This is a genomic window from Aeromonas sp. ASNIH4 (genome assembly GCF_002934425.1).
In the GTDB taxonomy this organism is placed as follows: Bacteria; Pseudomonadota; Gammaproteobacteria; order Enterobacterales; family Aeromonadaceae; genus Aeromonas; species Aeromonas hydrophila.
Genome location: NZ_CP026221.1, coordinates 83494 through 101440 on the forward strand (window position 1 = coordinate 83494; position 17947 = coordinate 101440).

The window sequence follows — 17947 nt, forward strand, 5'->3', positions numbered from 1 at the left end:
GCCTAAGTAATTGGCGGGTTTTTTTTCCTCCTATCTCGAGACCGTTCAGAAAACCCCCCCCATTTTAGCTGTGCAATTATTTCCGCTTGAGTGCGGTATAACGCCCCCTAGGATTTTCTATACGGTGGCGTCTATGAGAAAAAGTGTTTTGGCATTCAGTGTCGTTGCCCTGCTGGGGATATCGCAGGTGCAGGCTTCACCAGGCGACACACGGCCTGAGAGGAGAACTCCGCCAATGGCGGAGATGGCACGTGATACTTATGGCGACAAAACGCTCATAGAGCTCAACACTGAAATCGAACTGCTACAGAACGACCTGGCCCTTTTGCGTGATGAGTATGCCAAGCATAACGCGCGGATCACCGGGCAGATTACTCGCCTACGTCACATCATCAATGACCGTCAGCAGGCGATCAATTTCATTCGTCGGGACCGAGAACAGCGTTACTTCAGCGTGCATCCTGGATCACTACGTGGACAGCTGGAGAGCCTCCGCTTTGCGTTGGGGTTGCAGGCAATCCGTTGGTCTAAGACCGTACCGGCTCACTGCGATTGGCAGTTTGATGCCGGTTTTGAGGTCGATAAAAAAGAGCCGATAAAGGCTCTTGAAGCGTTCCTGGCTGGATTGCCGCTTCTTCCGCAGATACATGAAAGGGATCGATCCGCGACAATCACAGCGACGGAGATCATCAAGTGCGACTGAAGCTCCTGTCGGTGGCGGTAGCTGCAGCCTTGGTAGGAGGGTGCAGCCCGAACAACGTACTAAAAGACCACAGCGCCCCGCAGATCGTGTCGACGCGCAGCCAGAACGACACCGGCGTATATAACACTGTTGGAGCGGAGCAGAATGACTTGGCTGCAGCTGTTCAACAAAAAGTTGAGCAGGTAACAACTAAGCACCAATGGACCCCTGTTGCGACGGCAAGTAATACCAAGAAGCCGATGCTTGCATCAGCATCGAATCCAATGGCAAGCACGCCCCAAGAGTTGATGAAACCTTTGGCTCCTGTTGTGACGAGTGGGAAGGTGTTCGTTCCAATTAATGAAACAAAGCCGCCTGCCATCACAGTAGAAAAGTTGTCTATGGTTGTTCGAGCTGGTGAATCTTGGGAGCGTGCTTTATCGAGATGGTTTAGAGATAACGGGTATAAAACAGTTCTCTATTATTTCCCAGGGGGAGTGCCTACTGGCTTTTCATCTATACCAAAGAAAACGCACTTTTCTGCGTATGACTTCCAAGGGGTAATATCCGACGCGCAAAGCGCATTTGGCAATGAAACAAATTCAAAATTCATTGTTAGCTACGACGCTATGAGTAAAAGTGCCGTAATACACGTTCCAGGGGTGTTGGTACAGACATTTAATATCACTGCCGGCAGCCTGAAAGAAAATGCAATTCGTCTTACCAAGTCCTATGGGTGGAATACGACAATACAAGATTGGCGTCCTCAGGATTATTACGTATCGTCAAGCTGGCCAATCGTCACGGAAAGAGGGGATATAGCATCAGCACTTAATGCGTTGATCGAATCATACCCAGTCCAACCACAGCTACTGAAGTCAACACAACACGTTTATTTTGTGCAGGGGAACTGATCATGAAATCGCGCAGTGCTATTGCAACAGCAGTTATCATAGCTCTTTCAGGGTGTGGTGCCACGGATCATTTGGAGCAGAAAAATGCTGCTAACGATACACTTGGACAAATTAAGGCGTATGAGGGTAAGCATGAATCCTCTAAAAGTATCTATATCGACAAGCCCCCTTTGGACTTGAATCCGACAATCGGTGAGGGGGCCCCTTGGTGGGTCAGAAAGCCCGCCACCATTCAAGGCCAAAATATACCGCTTAGCTTTGCAGTAAGGAACTTGCTGCAATCGGCCGATCAGAAAATATCAGTTAACTATGGACCTGATGTGGTCCAAGACAAAATTATTTCTGTGGATTATCAGGGGGATGTGAATGGGGCGCTAAATGAGATCGCAGCAAAAGCTGACATTTCCGTTAGTGTTCTTGGGAACAAAATTAATTTTGAACGATATGTCACAAAAGTATTTGAGTTAAATTCACTCTTGGGAAAAAGTTCATTCCTCTTTGGCCGCAAGGCTAACTCAGTAAATAATAGCGGTGAGGGATTAGCAAACCGAACAATTACAAGCTCTCTTGGGAATTCGGATACTTACGCAACCACTGAAGTGGTCGACATAAATCCGTTTGATGACTATTTAGCTGCTATAGAGTCGATTCTGAGGCGTGACGGTGCAAGTAAGGATGATAAGAACCCATTAGAAGGGAATGTAATCGTAACTTCCTCGACTGCTTCTATTCTTGTTAGAACAACCCCGCATCGTATGAGCCTGGTTGAGAGCTATATTTCATCAAGAAAACAGGCAATAGCTCGCCAGGTAATGATTGAAGTAAAGGTTCTCCAATTCAAAGGAGGCAAAGGTTCTGCGTTTGGCATTGATTGGAATGTTATACGAAATCTTTCAGAAGGTAAGCTGCAGTTTGCTGGTCCATCACTGCCAACCCTAGGTGATTCAGGGAATTATGGATTTTCATTTACCTCGACAAATCCAAAATGGGATGGAACAACCATCCTGATGAAGTCACTGCAAACTCAAGGGCATGTTGGTGTAGAATATGAGCCAAGAACTGTTGCTAGAAATAACAGAGTGGCCTCAATAGATAACTCGGAAAAACTGACATATATTGCCAGAGTAACAGTTACACCAAATGAAAATGCCGATGCAAGCGTTGAAGTTGAAGATGCCGTTGTAAGTGATGGCCTTACAATGTCCGTGATGCCAAATATATCAGATGATATGGTAAACCTCCAAATTTCTGGAGTTCTATCAAAAGTTATTAAATGGGATGATACAGAAGTGAGCGGTGTAACAATTCGGGCGCCGCAAGTGCAAGAAATAAAGTTTGATCAAGATATTGGCCTTAAATATGGCGAAACCCTCGTGCTTAATGGATACAAACAGAAGTCAAATAAGTCTGATGAGACATCTGTATTTAAGAATTCATTCTTGGGTGGGAACTCAGGTGAAAGTAGCATGACAGAAACAATTGTTCTGATCACCCCTAAGCGGATATAGAGCCATGGGAACTATCAGAACTACTCTGCCGCATGGTGGTAAGCAAAAAGAAGTCCTGAAGCGGTGGCGGGTGGAGTATCCGGCTAAGTATGAGCGGATATTCGAGAATGGCGAACTGCTAACGCGGGTAGCCTCTGATGAGGCTGATATTGCTTGGGGCGAATGCATTGCTGAGGCACTAATTCACGAAGTGAAAGACACCCCCAGGAAATGGGTGTGCATTATTGCTTCAGACCGCGCCTATCGATGCGTTCTCTGGGACGCTGGAGATATTCGTCGTGATGAAGTCGTCGATGCTACGGAATTGTCTGAGTGGTTGCAGGTACACCCATCTGACCGCATTTTTTCTACAACCGAATTATCTGTTCATGGCATAGAAACAACGATAATTGAGGCTTTAAATTTAAGGCCTGATGACTTCGAGCTCGTTGAGTTTCGTGGTTCTGCATTGGCAAGAATGGTTAAACCATCACTTGTTTGTATATCTGTTATTGCAGCTGTTACCTGGTTTCTATGGCCTGAACCGCCACCACCGCCGCCACCGGAAGTAACGGATCCCTGGTATGCCTATCGCGCAGCATGGACAGATGTGCAACTTGCGGGTGATGCGATCAGTGAGTTTGGTGTGACGTGTGCAAAGTTTGGAACAATTCCCGTTGTCACGGATTTGCCTGCGGGAACCATCGAAATAGGCAGCATCAATATGGTGTTGCCTGAAGTTGTGATCGATAGACAAGTGATAAATGCATGGACTGAAAAAAATAACCTATCTATGTCATTCAGCGGGTCATCACCATTTATTCGAGTAGCTATCCCTCTGAGTTCCTATTGGAGTTCACATCATGCCAATTTCAAGGTTCTTGATGATACAGTCTTTGATTTGTTTTCAAAGCTTTCGTTGATATCAGGTTTGAAAGCAAGCTATGAACCCATAGAAGCTAATGGGGTATGGGCAAGTAGAAAGGCCAGCCTGACCATCGCAAAGGCTAATCCTTGGTTCATTAGCGAGCTTGGTAATGCGATGAAAGGAATGCCAATAAAATTGGAATCAGCAACGTTCAGCATTAGCAAGGAAGGGGATTGCACCCTCAATAATGCGGTAATTCAGTTTGGAGGTGGCTCACAATGAATGAGAACAAAAATAAATATAACACTAAAAAGTTGGTAACATATTTAGGGTTGCTGTCAGTAGCATGTGCCAGTGCGGTTTATTTATATCAGGCTCAAGAAAATAGAAAGGAAAAGCGGAATGAGCGTCTCAATGCTCTTATCGCACAGTCAGAGCAGCGGGCGCCGGCATCAACCGCTGTAGTTGGAGGGGGCGATATGGCAAGCCAAAGTGTGATTGACCCCCCGGCTGCAGTGAAGATGCCGAAGCTGCCAAAAAACATACAAGAGCTGATGAGCCTCGGAGAAAGAAGGGCTAAGGCAGAGGCCTTGCTGGCAACAAACACGGTGGAAGAGCTGATTGAGATTAATGCCGCAAAGAAAAAAGTAGCAGCAGAGAAGCCAGCGGAAAGCACCCCACCTTCTGGGGCATTCTTGCTTCAGGACGAAATGCCTGTAGGCGCAACCGTGTCCTCTAGCAATCCAATGCCGGTAGGAACTGGAATCGCATTTAATGAGCCTAAGGAGATGGACCAGCCTGGTAGCAAACTTGACAGACTCATTCTTCGATATGCGGCCCGTGTAGATGGGAGGCTGACCGCGTATGTTTCTATTGGTGAGTCTGGAAGAATGATTCCTGCTCTGGTAGGTAAGACAATAGATGGTATTAAGATTATCTCCCTGAATGATAGGCAATTGTGCGCAAGATATGGAAAGTCATCTCGCTGCATAAATATGGTCTATTGAGGAACCGGATGTTAATATGAACATGGCAATTAAAAACACTGTGTCATTAATTGATGATGATGAAATCTTAGCACTTTGCCGGGAGGACAAAAGCTGCTTCGTTGATGAGAACTGGGTCGTTTACACATCAGATCCAAAGAGTGATAACTTAAATACAATAATTTCTAAGGTTAAGGTTCAGCTGCATGGTAAGGAGCCGAATATTAATCTTGCTGATAGCGAAGTAGTACTGAATGCTTTGCAGGTCGGTTCAACTCAAAGTGTCGACACAGTCCAACAAAGTGCTAAGAACGCCACTGATGTCGCACCAACACAAGTTGAAGACCGCTTGATGGGATTGCTGTCAAGGTGTATTAGAATGGGGGGATCTGATATACACATTTTGGTGAAAGGAAAGAAAACAATAATAAAATGTCGTATTGATGGTCGTTTGATTGATATCTCTGCACCTCAGACAAAAGAATATGGGGCAGAACTAACAGCTTATGTATTTAATGGTCACAGCGGTTCAGAAGAAAGCTATTCAGCGTTAATTCCAAATGCTGGAAGCTTTAGTAAGATTATCTCTGTAAATAATGTTCAAAAAGCATGGGATTGGCGGACGTCAATGCTACCTGTTAGTAGCAGTAGCGACGATAAAGACTGTACCAAAACCGTACTGCGATTACTGACACCCATTAGGGACGATATTCCTTCGTTCGCAGATATGGGGATGGACGAAGATCACATTGAAATCATTGAGCATGCATTCAAGCAGCCTCAAGGGGCCGTTTTTTTCTCTGGACCCACCGGTTCAGGGAAAACCACAGTAGCTATGGCGGGGCTATCAACTATTGATGATGGCCGCAATATCAATACGCTTGAAGACCCACCTGAATGGAGTTTGGATGGGGTTTCTCAAACGCGAATTGATTATGGCCTGACAAAGAAAGGTAAAGAGCGTGACTTTGCGTATTACGGAAAAGTAATGCTCAGGCAAGATCCTGACGTCATTTATTTTGGTGAGGTGCGTGACCAAAAAAGCGCCGCGGAATTTACTCACCTTTCAGAATCCGGGCACTTGTTAATCGGAACCACACATACTTCAAGTGCAACCGGTCTTGCAACCAAGCTGGTAGAACATTTACGCGTGCCGTCAGTAATCGCCAGTAGCCCTGATGTATTCTCAGTCTTCGCTCATCAGAGGCTAATCAGGGTTCTTTGCCCGTACTGTTCAATTCCGCATGAAAAGGCAACCGAAGAACAGCAGGCTATTTTGCGCAGAGCTCTGGGTGTAGATCTACACCTCGCTCGAGTAAAGAATAGTAATGGTTGCAGCAAATGTGTTGAAGGTGAAAAAGGTAGAACCTTGGTAATGGAGGTCATCGTCTTAACAGATGACGACCGTAAATTCATAGCTAAAGGTGATGCGTTGGCGTGGAAGATCCACTTGTTGGAGAATGGCTGGAAAAATATTAAGCACTATGCACTTAAAAAAGTAAGGGCTGGGATATGCGATATTCACTCTGCTGCTGAACAAATTAAGGAGCTGTTGTGAATCTTGACATCCTTTCGAAGACGTGGCTCCAGTTGGTTTTTTTTTAAAACCGACCAAATTGAATTCCTCGAGGACTTTAAGGAGTTAATCAACTCTGGTATTGATGAGAAAGATATTTGTATTAATTTGGTAGAGTTCGGATCTCCCTCTGCTAAAGCGCTTGCAGGTGATATGCTGATGGCTATCAGAAATGGTAGGCCAGTTACATCTGGCATGCAAGGATGGTTCTCACCAATAATAATTTCTACAATTGCTGCTGGACAAGAAACTGGTGACATAGACATGGGGCTTGATGTTGGTATAAACACCATCAGAGATGCTTCTGGATTGACTTTGGATATTTTGAATGCAGTAAAATATCCTGCAGTAATGATTGTTGCGTTGTTGACTGTAGCGGGTGGTCCGTCATATGAGTATATGCTGGATATGCAAAACAGACTGCCGCTCTACAAATGGGGGGGGATATCACAGGCAGCATGGAGTCTTGCAGAATTCAGTCATAACTGGATGTTTTTTCTTATGTGCTTGGCCATTACTAGCCTCATAAGCTTGATGTGGATGTTACCGAATTTTCCATATAGAGAGTCACTTGATAACTCCATAGTTTTTAAACAATATAGAGACCTCAATGCGATAGCAGTGTTAGCTAGTGTCTCCAGCCTTATGAGAGCCGGGGTCGGGATTAATGATTGTATGAGCATTATTGGCCAGGGTTCAAGTCGTTGGCTTCGAGCAAAAATACAGAAAATAAAGTTGAAAATAGCATCAGGTAAGAAAAACTATGGTGATGTATTTGATGTGGGGTTACTTGGTCAAGTTGAAATTCAAAGAATTAAAATATTAAGTAATAGTGAAGACATTCCATCGGTGCTAATGCAAAGCTCGATAAGACAGCGAAGGAGGCTAAAAAAACAGATAGTTAGTTTGGGGAAATTGGCAAACTTGCTGACGATGATGGCTGCAGGTTGCGGTATGGCTATATTGGCCGGTGGTACATATCTCGTGGTGGCGCAGTCCGCTAGAGTTGCTTATTAATTTTTAAGGGTTGAATGATGAACTACGTAAACCAGAACAATAAAATCATGGCTTCCAAAAAACAAGGCGGCTTCACATTGATCGAGTTTTCCATTGTGGTGGCAATTGCAGCCGTTCTCTTGGTGGTCGTTCTGCAAGTAGCTGAAGGTGTAAAATATCAAACTAAGCAAGAGGCGCTCATAAAGCAGATGCAACAAATCACAACTGCAACGGAGCGTTGGAAAAAAGGGCGCCCGAATAAGAATGGTGTGAGCATGAGCGTGTTGTGTGCGACGGGGTCTAAGCTGCTTGATGCCAGCGTCTGTGGTACTGCCAAAGATGGTAAGGCGGCAAATGCATTTGGTGGTGATATTACCGTTGTAGCAAACACTACCAACCCCAGCCTGGTTGATATCACGATGGCGGGCCTGCCGGCTGACTACATAACCGATCTAGCTGATACCTTAGCCCCCATGACTACAGGGCGTTGTCAGACGGCTACAGGGTGCACAACTATTACCGTCACTGGCAGCAGTGTTAAAGGAACGATGTAAATTATCGTTGTTAAGGAGGCGGCTTAGCCGCCTCCATATTTTAGAACATAGCAGGCATATTTATGAAGAAATGTAGTGGTTACACTTTGATTGAGCTATCGGTGGCTATGGCGGTAATTGCCACTATCTCATTTGGCGTGACTGCTATTGGGTATAATTTAAACATAGCAATGCAATCTATAAAGGCTCATGGAATCGCCTCTGATGTGAATGCTGGAGTTAACTCAGCGCTTCGACTTAAGGTGCCTAATGGTTGCCTGACTGGCATAAGCATTTCTCATGCTGATTTAATTACAGCAGGGGTGCCCAACTCATCGGTATATCCTGCGCCGTGGGCGACAAGTTTCGCTTTTGGGTATCGCGGGGGTGAGCCTGTTCATGTCGTGGTTTCAATAGATGTAAGGAATGCCGCTTTTGCTGGCGAGCTATATACTGATTCTGGCGCAGATTACATGTCAGGTAGTACATTATCATTTCAGTTCCCTATTAAGTCTCCAAGGCTATCTTCGTTTGGAGAAATGTATAGGAGTCCAACAAATTGCTGGGCACATGGCATTGGAGATAAGTAATGCGTAAAAGCCAGAGTGGATTTACACTCATTGAACTTTCTATAGTTCTTCCAGTTTTAATTTTCGTGAGCATGATTGTTTACAATGAAATGAGGCAGCAAAGAATTGATTCTGCTGCGGAACAACAAGGCCTTCGCATTGCTGAGCTTTTTTCAAAAGCAGCGGAAAGGTATCAGTTCACATCTAAGAGCAATAACACAGTTACACCTACTAACTTCCCATCATCGATTCAGGTACTAATTAATGAGGGTTACATTAGGAACTGTACCGTAAGTGATGCGAGTGCGGGTAACTGCCGGCCAATGACTGAAACTCTCTGGGGGGATGCTATTTCTGTAAGGACTTATGGTGTAGCTGGGAACCCAACAATTCCAAGGTTCGAATTGACCATACCACTCGCAAAAGTGCCAGCAGATCAACGAAATGACGTTGCCGCTGGATTATTGTCTTCACTGCCTTTTGCTACCGTATCTGGAACAAATATAGTTGCGGAAATTGGTCGACCAGGCACTGAGGTTGCTCACGACAATTTTTATATGCTTGATGGATCGAGGGCGCTAAAGGGGAACATGAATGCTGCCGGATATGCCATCGAGAACGTAAAAGATCTTTCTATTTCCGGCCTCACAAATCGCACCGTACTTTCTGGGTTGGCTTGGGGTAATGTGCAACAAAATAACCAGATCGTTTCCCTTGTCTCCTGTCCTACTAATCGCGGGACTCGCAAAGTAAACGTGATTCCTCTGTCATACAGCAAAAATGGCTTCCCGTTTAACAAAATGGGGGCTGTTGAGGGCCGGTTTGATGGAACGAGAGCTTACGTCCGGATATGGGAAACTGATCAGAATGGAACCCAGGCATGGTTTATTCCTGCTCCACCAAACGCATCCGTTTTGGTTCAGCAACAATGTAGCAAATAAATTGTTTAAAAATCCCACCAAATAAGAGGTCTGAATGAAACTTTATAGCGATAATGCCCTTTCTCGATTCTCTACCCGTTTGTTAATGGCCGCGTTGCTGACGTGTTGCAGCGGAACAGTAACGGCTGGTGTCGATGATGTGTGGGCTGCCTCTCCGGCGACTTACGATACCCAGTGGGCGCAAGCATATGCAGCAGCAGTCAACCCCTCTTTCTCTGGTTCGGGTGGACGAGTCGATCTGTATAGCGGTTCATCCACTTCAGTCAACATTTCTGTGCCTACCACCGTCAATGTGCTCTATGTGAGCTTTGATCTGGACGGTCGTGGGATCACTCAGTTGATGTTCGACCTTCAGGAGGCCGTCACCAGAGGTGATGTGAGACTGTACAACCGGGGGGGGAGAACGCTGACAGGCCCTATGACGCCCTCATAAAAGTGAGTCGATCGGGTGTTCTGGTAACACTGCGGGGGGAGGGGGTTTGGACTGGTGCTCCAGTAATAAAGCGGGTTGTGGGATACAGCCTATAAGCAGGGCCTGTAGCTCGATACTACAAGCCCATTACCATCATTTGGGGACGAACAAATTGACGCTCACAGAGCCGGTGACTCCCCAAGTTGAGTTTGATGGAACAGGAACCACGCAGGTTTCAGAATTAGTGTTGTTCATGGATGACGAAAAGGACGAGGAGCACAGCTGCACACCATCAACAACAACCGATAGAGAGCGATTGTTAGCAGTAGCTGAGAGTGCGCTAACAAGAATCCCAGCCCCGTATGAGTTAGTTCCACTCGCACTACCTCTAATCCACTTCCCATCAAACATCCCGCCGGTATCTTGGCCGTTGGTCTTCGGATTGACAGGACCTGAATTGGCTTGTGCCCATGTGGTGTCCCGAGTCGCCGGAGCGGCATTCCAGGCATCATCGACGCTCGCCGCTGCGGCCCCACTGCAACAGGCCAGCAACGCAGTCATTAACAAATGGGTAGGGTATCGAGAAAGGGCATTATCAGGCTACTCAAGCGCGCGACAGAGGCGATTGTGCCGAAACCATGATCACCGGGGTAGGTTCAGGTCAGCAGCGTACCTAGCACGACATTATTGAGGGTCAATACCTCGAGAGCCCTCGTGATGGAGCCCTGGGCTCCGCTCGTGAGGCACGAGATCTGGCAGGGCCCTGCAGGATCTCACGGCATGCTAGCGGATGTGCTGTATCAGGTGAGCATTCGGCGGGCAATCCAGTGTTGGTCCCTGCGATGGATGATGGTTTTTGTCTGTCAATCTGCGTGTCGAGTTCGTAAGCCTGGATTCAGGCGAACTGTTTAAGCACTTCGTTCCACTGCCTAGCTGAAAAGCTTGTTATAGAACCTCGGCGCACGGCGGACCGGGTGGGCCAGGCAACCAAATTTGCATTGGCATAACTCATGACATGATGAGTACAGATAAACGGTTCGTCCGTTATCCAATAGCAACATATGATGTCGGCCACTAAGCGGCGTCAGCCAGGACGATTCCCTCGGCGACATCGACGTGTGGGTTAGAGAAATCGGCATGAAAAGAGGGGAAACAGATTGAAAGAAGTAACTTCGCTACCGTAGTCAGACTTGGTATACTTTATGGAAACACACAAATACAAAGAGCTATGAAGTTTGATCAGGTTTCTCAGCAAGATGTCTCACAATTAGAGACGGATGTAATAAATCTGGATAGATTAATGAGAACGTCATTGGCAATGAAACATAAACTTGAAAAAAAGGGATGATATGAGAAAAACTATTGTTGCCGCGCTGCTTTTGTCAGCCATTTCTCCTGCGCATGCTATTTACAATGGCGCTGAAATTAAATCACCTGAGTTTGTTCGGGTTGGGGGAATCTGTTCTGGTACTGTAATTGCTGGTAAATGGGTCGTAACAGCTGCACACTGTGGTGATTTGACAGGGCAGACTGTAAGTAACATCGATGCAAGTGTTGTGAACATTAAACGCACAGTAATTCATCCAATGCATGATGGCAGCGTACCGCGTGTATATGATATTTCATTGCTGGAGCTTGATAAAAAAATGCCAGCGACAGCAAGTGTTATTAACACCGAACCCGCGGTCGGTTCAATTCAATCCATAGCTGGCTGGTCAAGCCTCTCTGGTGGAATACTGAAAGGTGCTTCCAATGAGACTGTAGGCAAAGCAGATGCAAGATGGTCTCCAGATGCTTACGAACTGAAATATGACACCGTAAATGGGATTGGTACCGGTACCTCTCAGCCTGGTGACTCCGGTGGTCCTTGTTATAACGAAGCTGGTGTATGGGGGGTAATTCAAGGATCTGCTGGTCAAGGTGATGGCACTTTCATTCAATCGTGCCAAGCATTTTATAAAGCAGAAACTACTGCATGGATGCTTGAAACAATCGCTGCATGGTCGTATCCGGCCGAGGTGAAGGGCGAGGGGACCGTAACGATCAAGGTGCAGTCATTCCACAAGGACCCGGAAGTTTTTGCACCCTATACCGAAGGGGATCTCACAATTGAATCGAATACCTGCAAAAACGGGACGGCAGCACCTCTTGAGGAGTGCACCGTTGTTGTGAAGGGAAGCGGCAAGCTGTTAATTACAGGTAGCGACACGGTTGAGGTGAATAAAAAGACAACGCCCGTGACCCCGACTCCGGAACCTACAGAAAATGGTGGTGGCGGTGGTTCAACTGGTCCAGTAGGCCTGATAGCGCTGGCACTGGTGGCAATGGCCCGTCGTCTCATAGTTAAGTGAGGCGCCATCAGTTTGGTACCTGTTGGTTAAAAATGTCAGTTTGAAATGAGGGAGGCCAAGGCCTCCTTTTTTATTGATAGCCCCTTAAGAAGTGAAGCATCCAAAGCTCTTGCCGCCCCTGCTAGAAAACCCCCCCAATTTTAAGCGCTCATTTTATCCTGAAGCGCCGAGTTAGAATCCCATTGTGGATAGTTAACTGACAAACATGCCACGCCTCAAAGACCGCACCAACGGGACCTGGCTCTTTACGGTGCCACGGATCCAAGCAAATGGAGAGTGTTGAGTGAGATTGTTTAAGACGGTGATCAGTGTTGGGATGTTGGCGCTTTTTTCAACAGCATCGGTAGCTGATGCGTGGCAAGAACGTGAGATCCTGAGCCGTGTACGTGAGCAGTTGATTCGGGTAAACAAGTTACTCGTCGAAGCTGAGAGCGCGGGCATGAACAACCAAAGCCGGTTGCGAATGGAGTATCGAAGCATTCGTGACGACCTAAACACCGTCGAAGACGGGATCTTGCAATACCTCTCCGCGCCTATGGATCCGGCAGCCATAGTCCCCCTGGATGGTGGCTACACGGACTACCAAAGAGCGCATGCGTTACCCCGGCCGGACGCAAATTTGTCTCGCGAACGCGCATTACCTATGGGGTATAAAAAATGAGCGCATCTTGTTCAGGTGGAAATGTATCTCAATGCATGGCTGCTGTCGGAGCTAATTCCACATTCAGCCAAACATCAATTCTGCTTCAAGGCAGTATGTACGCCGCTGCATTCATATTTATTCTGTTCGTAGCCTATGCCTGTTATCAAGGATTGGGGACAGACAAAGTAACATATTATGGAATGTTTAAGGCAATTATTACCGCCGTAGTATTGAGCGCTTTGATCCTGCTGATTGTTAAGGCAATAGTGCATTAATAAATTTTATTGAGGAGTATAGGGATGCCAATGAAAAAAGTTAGTAATAGATTGAGGGGGGTATGTTTTATGGCTGCTCTCATGGCTGGTGAGGTTCATGCAGTTGGCCTGCCTACAATAAATGCCCCAGGTGGTTCGGCAAGCAATGATCCATTTGCTTTGATAGTAAACCTCTTTAAATGGGGGCTTACGGTCATTGCTTTTTTACTGGTTGCGCTGATGTTTATCACTGTTGTGAAAAACGGTTGGCAAAAATACCACCAACTAGGGGAAGAGAACAGTAAGGTGACTTGGCGTGACTTGGCGAGCAACCTGGTCGCCGGGGCTTTACTGATCTGCCTTGGTGTTGCTATGGCCAACTATGCGGTTGGTGTTTTCGGTGCGAGCGCAATTAGCTAATTCGACATTTTATAATAGGCAGGTATTACCTGCCTATTAAATTGGGAGTATGTAAATGAAAAGGCTTAGTGTGCAGGCTTATAGCCTTGCAGTGATTTCCTTTCCTGCCTTCGCTGTGGGTATACCAACAATAACCCCGCCTAATGGAAATGGCGCCGTTGAACAGCCACATGACCTTGTTATCAGTCTTTTCTTATTGGGCGTGAACCTTTTAGTCATGCTGCTCATCGTAGCTCTGTTGTTAACTGTTGCGAAGAACGCATGGCAAAAGTATCACCAGATCGGCGAGCAAGGTAGCAAGGTTACTTGGCGTGATCTGGTAAGTAATATCGTGGCCGGTGCGCTTTTGGTTGCACTTGGGATATCACTTGGCGTTATAGCGCTTAATATATTTTAAGGCTGTGAAAATGGGGCGAGAGCACACTATACAGACAACCTTAGAGCGGCTTGATAAAAAGCCTGCGCTATGGAAAGGGTTAACGATTGATGAGTTGCTAATTGTCACATGTACGGCAATTGCGATCTGTTGTAGCACAAGTGCAGTTATATTTTCAGTGCTTATTAGCGAGGGGCTAATAGGTTTTGTTATTGGGATGATTGTAAGCCTTGGCGTAATCCCCCTTGTAGCAGGGAAGATTGAGTCAGCCAAAAAGAGGCACGGTCCCTTGATGTGGCTCAAGTTAAAACGGTACACCCAAAAACGCGGCTGGATGAAATTTGACGGGATGATGACAGATAAAATCAAGTGGGACACTCGTCTGTCAAAACGAAAAAACATTAACTACATTGGTCCGGTAAGGAAGTAATAATGAACAATGTGTTTGGTCGTAATAAAGGTAGGGCGAGAAATGCATTGGATAGAAGCGATGCCAGAGTTAAGGACTGGCAGCTTATATCAGGAGTTTTACTATTCATTCTGATAGCGCAGATGGTCATAAGTGCGGTCCGTCAGAATGATATTACCGTTCACATTCCACCTGATTTATCGGCCGGCGCACAGTTTGATAGCAACACAATACCTAAGCCCAATGTATACCTTTTCGCAAGTGAAGTTGTTAGGTCAATAAACTATTGGAAAACGAATGGCGACAAGGAAATGCCAGACAATCTGAACCGGTACGCTTGCTATATATCCGAGAATGTGAAAAGCGAACAGATCGCATTGCACGCTCTCCGTGTTAGCGATGGTCAGTCTGCAAATAGAACTCGCCGCTTAAGCGAAATTACAGATCTAAAGGATGTAGAAGGATCAGTGTCTTCAGTTGGTGCAGGTATTTGGGATGTTGATTTAGACTTGCGTCTAATCGAATCGTTAGAGGGAACTCAGGTAAAAGATCACGCTCTTCGTTATCGCGTTCGTGTTGCCGCTGACAATTCTGGATCTGTCTGCAACCCATTCAACATGCGAATCACAGCTATTAATCAACCTCTTCGGATTGAGTTTGAGGGGGGAGAGCAGTGATGAAAATATGTCTCCTTGCATCTAGCTTAGCGCTAGTTATGTCCTGCTCAGCTTTTGCTGTAGAGCCAATAGAATGGCGTAGCAAGCCGATCAAGATCCCACTGCAAGTTGGGGAGCAACGCCTTATACATTTCCCAGACCATGTTGTGTTCGGGCGCCCTCGCTCGCTCGCCGATAAGCTTGATGCGGACAGTATGCAGGGAACCCTATATTTGACAGCCCAAGAAGAGTTTGCTCCGACACAAGTGAAGGTGAAGTTGAATGATTCTGGTGACATTGTGTTACTCGAGCTCGTTGCAGTGCCACGTGCAGGCGCTCCACTCGATGAAGTGTTGATCTCCGTACCAGGGTCTGAGGCCGGAACCGGTGTTGTAGCAGAGGCCGGCTCAGGAACTGGTGCTGACTCGCAGAAGTCGGCTCCTGTTGTTGAAAACCCCCTCGCTGGTACACCATTCGACACATCTGGTGATGCGGCCATTTCTCCAGAGGAAATGATCCAGTTCGCAGCCAGGGAATTTTATGCCCCGCCTCGTTTACGAACCAATGAACCAAGACTGAATCGTACAGCATTAAATAGTGCGGAAGATATGAGAGATCTATTTATCGATACCTCGTATGGTATTTTCGATGTGACTCCAATCGCAGCTTGGCAAAGCACTTCCGGCCAGTATTTAACCGCTATCAAATTGGTTAACCGCAAGTCAGCACCGGTCAAGGTAAACCCATTCCATTTGAATATGCAATATGCGTATGCGGCGGCACAACATATCCAGCTGAATCAGAATAACGTTCCTGGGGACACTACCATGCTTTATGTAATCTCCGATCGCCCCTTCAGTGACTCCAGGTATGAAAGCCCTGCTCCATGGGCTCCTGTGGCGTCATCACAACCTGCTGTGAATCAGAATGGTCGCCTGGGGAGCAATAGATGAGTGGTGTAATGGTAGGGGAAAACCCAATGCTTAAAATCGGCGCTGGCGTTGTGTTAGTGGGAGCCATCGTAGTTGGATATACGGCCTTCACCGCTCCAGAGAATAACCATGCTGACACCCTTAAAGCGGAGCAAGGCGAGGGTGAGGGTAAGGTTAAAATTGAACGCAGGCACACACGCCTTGGTGCTGAAGCGGATACCCCGGAAACATCTGTTGAGGCTTTGGCTAAAGCTGTAACAGATTTGAGCACTCGCCTAGTACAGGTGGAAGAAGGGAAGTCCAATTCAAGGAACTCAGCTCTTCCTGTTGCACCGCCCGTGGAGGCCGATAGTCCGACGGTTATAGCTCTGAAGCAAAAAATTGAAGAACTTGAGTCGAAGCTGTCACCCAATGAGAATTCAGAGCCACAGCAGCCGGTGGCGACTGAGACTGTCGTGGACCCTTACCCAGAACGAGCCCAACCCGGGAGAGATTTCGGGTTGGGACAAGATGAAGCGCCTGCAGGTAATGTAAGAAAATCTATTGACTTACCAGCAGTACCTAACCTCTTTAATCCGAATGGCAGCGGATCACAATCTGTTGGCTCTACATCACTACCTGCAGATAGTGACGAGGGTGTGGATTGGATTATTCCCTCTGATGCGCAGCGAGCTACTGATGAACAGACTGGGAAAGACGTACTCAAGTACCCAAAATTTAAAGGCTCCGGGTATCGGAATTTGCACACATCAAGGAATGCAAATTCAAACCTTATGGCACTCTCAGATGATGAGAAGAAGAGTAGCTTGGTTCCTATTTATACAATTCCAGAGAACGCAAGTTTTCTCGGTTCTGTAGGCGCCACTGCGTTAATAGGTCGAGTGCCACTCAATAATCAAGTAACCGATCCATTCCCATTCAAAGTTGTCGTAGGTCAAAAAAACTTGGCCACCAACGGTATCAAGATTCCTAACCTTCAAGGGATGGTTGTCTCTGGATTGGCGAGGGGCGACTACACTCTGAAATGTCTATATGGACAGATTAATAGCGTCACCTACACCTTTATTGATGGGACCATTCGCACGGTTGCTAGCAAAGGTAAGGAAGATGGTGGTGGGTTAGGATATTTAGCTGATTACCAGGGTGTTCCTTGCATATCAGGCAAGTACATTACTAACTTACCGTCTTATCTAGCTCAGACAATGGGAATAAACACAATTGCTGGAGCGGCCGAAGCTTTTGCGAATGGGCAAGCGGAGATTACAAAGAATACTGATGGAAGTTCGAGTTCGTCGATTGTCGGCGAAAGTAACAGCATAAACTACATGCTTGGAAAAGGTGTCGGAAAGGGGGTCCAATCTGGTTCGGATGCTCTTGCTGAGCGCCAGCAAGGGGCATATGACGCTGTTTACGTACCTCCTGGAACCAGAGTTGAAATCCATCTGACCAGCCAAATTGACATCGATTACGATAAAAAAGGACGCAAGGTATCCCATGTTCAACCAACGAATCACTACAGTAACAATCGTGGCTTTGATTAACGCCATCCTTGCTGGTTGTGCCAGTAAGGAAGATGTAATTCCTAAATCTGACATCACTGCTGAAATGGTGTTTGATCAGACCATGGGTGGTGGCGCTGGTGCACGTGATTATCGCATTATGACGACACCTCAGATGGCTGGAGTCCAACCTGACATTGATGTGTATGAATTGCACAACTCACCAAAACCACGTTATCAGGTTCTCCCTAACCCAACGCTTTATATTTTTGTTCCTGCTCACCTAACCGGTAAAGGACGCTCTCCGGTCCCTGCATATATTACAGAAACAAAAATGTTTGAACGTGACGAGTATGCTCTACCTGGTGAACTATATCCGTTAATGGATGTTCGGTATGACCAGAGTAAAGTTGCGGCAGATAATCAGCAATATAAAGATTAAG

The 17947-nt window shown here is 46.5% G+C and carries 20 protein-coding genes; all 20 read left to right on the forward strand.

Annotated features, from left to right (window positions below; all coding sequences use genetic code 11):
• Positions 1-133: 133 nt before the first annotated feature.
• On the forward strand, positions 134-703 hold the full coding sequence (locus C2U40_RS25530; RefSeq protein WP_128345049.1) for a hypothetical protein: 570 nt from the start codon (positions 134-136) through the stop codon (positions 701-703).
• The gene (locus tag C2U40_RS26355) at positions 694-1596 is read left to right on the forward strand and encodes a hypothetical protein (RefSeq protein WP_128345051.1); all 903 of its coding nucleotides are present in this window, start codon (positions 694-696) and stop codon (positions 1594-1596) included. The genes C2U40_RS25530 and C2U40_RS26355 overlap by 10 nt, the downstream gene beginning before the upstream one ends.
• 2 nt (positions 1597-1598) lie before the next feature.
• Positions 1599-3104, forward strand: a complete 1506-nt coding sequence (locus C2U40_RS25535; protein WP_103828371.1) for a hypothetical protein — start codon at positions 1599-1601, stop codon at positions 3102-3104.
• A gap of 4 nt (positions 3105-3108) precedes the next feature.
• Entirely contained in the window at positions 3109-4233 is a 1125-nt protein-coding gene (locus C2U40_RS26360) for a hypothetical protein (RefSeq protein ID WP_128345053.1), read from the forward strand.
• Complete coding sequence (locus C2U40_RS25540; protein WP_128345055.1) at positions 4230-4958, forward strand: hypothetical protein; 729 nt, start codon at positions 4230-4232, stop codon at positions 4956-4958. The genes C2U40_RS26360 and C2U40_RS25540 overlap by 4 nt, the downstream gene beginning before the upstream one ends.
• Positions 4959-4974: 16 nt before the next feature.
• Entirely contained in the window at positions 4975-6495 is a 1521-nt protein-coding gene (locus tag C2U40_RS25545) for a GspE/PulE family protein (protein WP_103828369.1), read from the forward strand.
• A 3-nt stretch (positions 6496-6498) separates the two neighbouring features.
• Positions 6499-7530, forward strand: a complete 1032-nt coding sequence (locus tag C2U40_RS25550) for a type II secretion system F family protein (protein WP_103828368.1) — start codon at positions 6499-6501, stop codon at positions 7528-7530.
• Positions 7531-7544: 14 nt separating this feature from the next.
• On the forward strand, positions 7545-8063 hold the full coding sequence (locus C2U40_RS25555) for a prepilin-type N-terminal cleavage/methylation domain-containing protein (protein ID WP_103828367.1): 519 nt from the start codon (positions 7545-7547) through the stop codon (positions 8061-8063).
• 62 nt (positions 8064-8125) lie between these two features.
• Positions 8126-8632, forward strand: coding sequence for a type II secretion system protein (locus C2U40_RS25560; protein WP_103828366.1), 507 nt, complete (start codon positions 8126-8128; stop codon positions 8630-8632).
• A complete protein-coding gene (locus C2U40_RS26365; protein WP_128345059.1) occupies positions 8632-9552 on the forward strand; it encodes a type II secretion system protein in 921 nt (306 codons plus the stop codon). Before C2U40_RS25560 ends, C2U40_RS26365 begins: the two co-directional genes overlap by 1 nt.
• Before the next feature lie 34 nt (positions 9553-9586).
• Positions 9587-9985, forward strand: a complete 399-nt coding sequence (locus C2U40_RS26370; protein WP_158656470.1) for a hypothetical protein — start codon at positions 9587-9589, stop codon at positions 9983-9985.
• 1310 nt (positions 9986-11295) lie between these two features.
• On the forward strand, positions 11296-12315 hold the full coding sequence (locus tag C2U40_RS25565) for a trypsin-like serine protease (protein ID WP_103828364.1): 1020 nt from the start codon (positions 11296-11298) through the stop codon (positions 12313-12315).
• Positions 12316-12598: 283 nt separating this feature from the next.
• Entirely contained in the window at positions 12599-12976 is a 378-nt protein-coding gene (locus tag C2U40_RS25570; protein WP_103828363.1) for an RAQPRD family integrative conjugative element protein, read from the forward strand.
• Positions 12977-13257: 281 nt separating this feature from the next.
• A complete protein-coding gene (locus C2U40_RS26375; RefSeq protein ID WP_128345065.1) occupies positions 13258-13632 on the forward strand; it encodes a DUF2976 domain-containing protein in 375 nt (124 codons plus the stop codon).
• A 55-nt stretch (positions 13633-13687) separates the two neighbouring features.
• Positions 13688-14029, forward strand: coding sequence for a DUF2976 domain-containing protein (locus tag C2U40_RS25585; protein WP_103828360.1), 342 nt, complete (start codon positions 13688-13690; stop codon positions 14027-14029).
• A 10-nt stretch (positions 14030-14039) separates the two neighbouring features.
• The gene (locus C2U40_RS27085; protein ID WP_103828359.1) at positions 14040-14438 is read left to right on the forward strand and encodes a DUF3487 family protein; all 399 of its coding nucleotides are present in this window, start codon (positions 14040-14042) and stop codon (positions 14436-14438) included.
• A 2-nt stretch (positions 14439-14440) separates the two neighbouring features.
• The gene (locus C2U40_RS25595; RefSeq protein ID WP_103828358.1) at positions 14441-15094 is read left to right on the forward strand and encodes a DUF2895 family protein; all 654 of its coding nucleotides are present in this window, start codon (positions 14441-14443) and stop codon (positions 15092-15094) included.
• Positions 15094-16026, forward strand: coding sequence for a TIGR03749 family integrating conjugative element protein (locus C2U40_RS25600; RefSeq protein WP_103828357.1), 933 nt, complete (start codon positions 15094-15096; stop codon positions 16024-16026). The genes C2U40_RS25595 and C2U40_RS25600 overlap by 1 nt, the downstream gene beginning before the upstream one ends.
• A complete protein-coding gene (locus tag C2U40_RS25605; protein ID WP_103828356.1) occupies positions 16023-17546 on the forward strand; it encodes a TIGR03752 family integrating conjugative element protein in 1524 nt (507 codons plus the stop codon). The genes C2U40_RS25600 and C2U40_RS25605 overlap by 4 nt, the downstream gene beginning before the upstream one ends.
• Complete coding sequence (locus tag C2U40_RS26380) at positions 17500-17946, forward strand: hypothetical protein (protein ID WP_128343565.1); 447 nt, start codon at positions 17500-17502, stop codon at positions 17944-17946. The genes C2U40_RS25605 and C2U40_RS26380 overlap by 47 nt, the downstream gene beginning before the upstream one ends.
• The last annotated feature ends 1 nt before the right edge of the window (position 17947 follow it).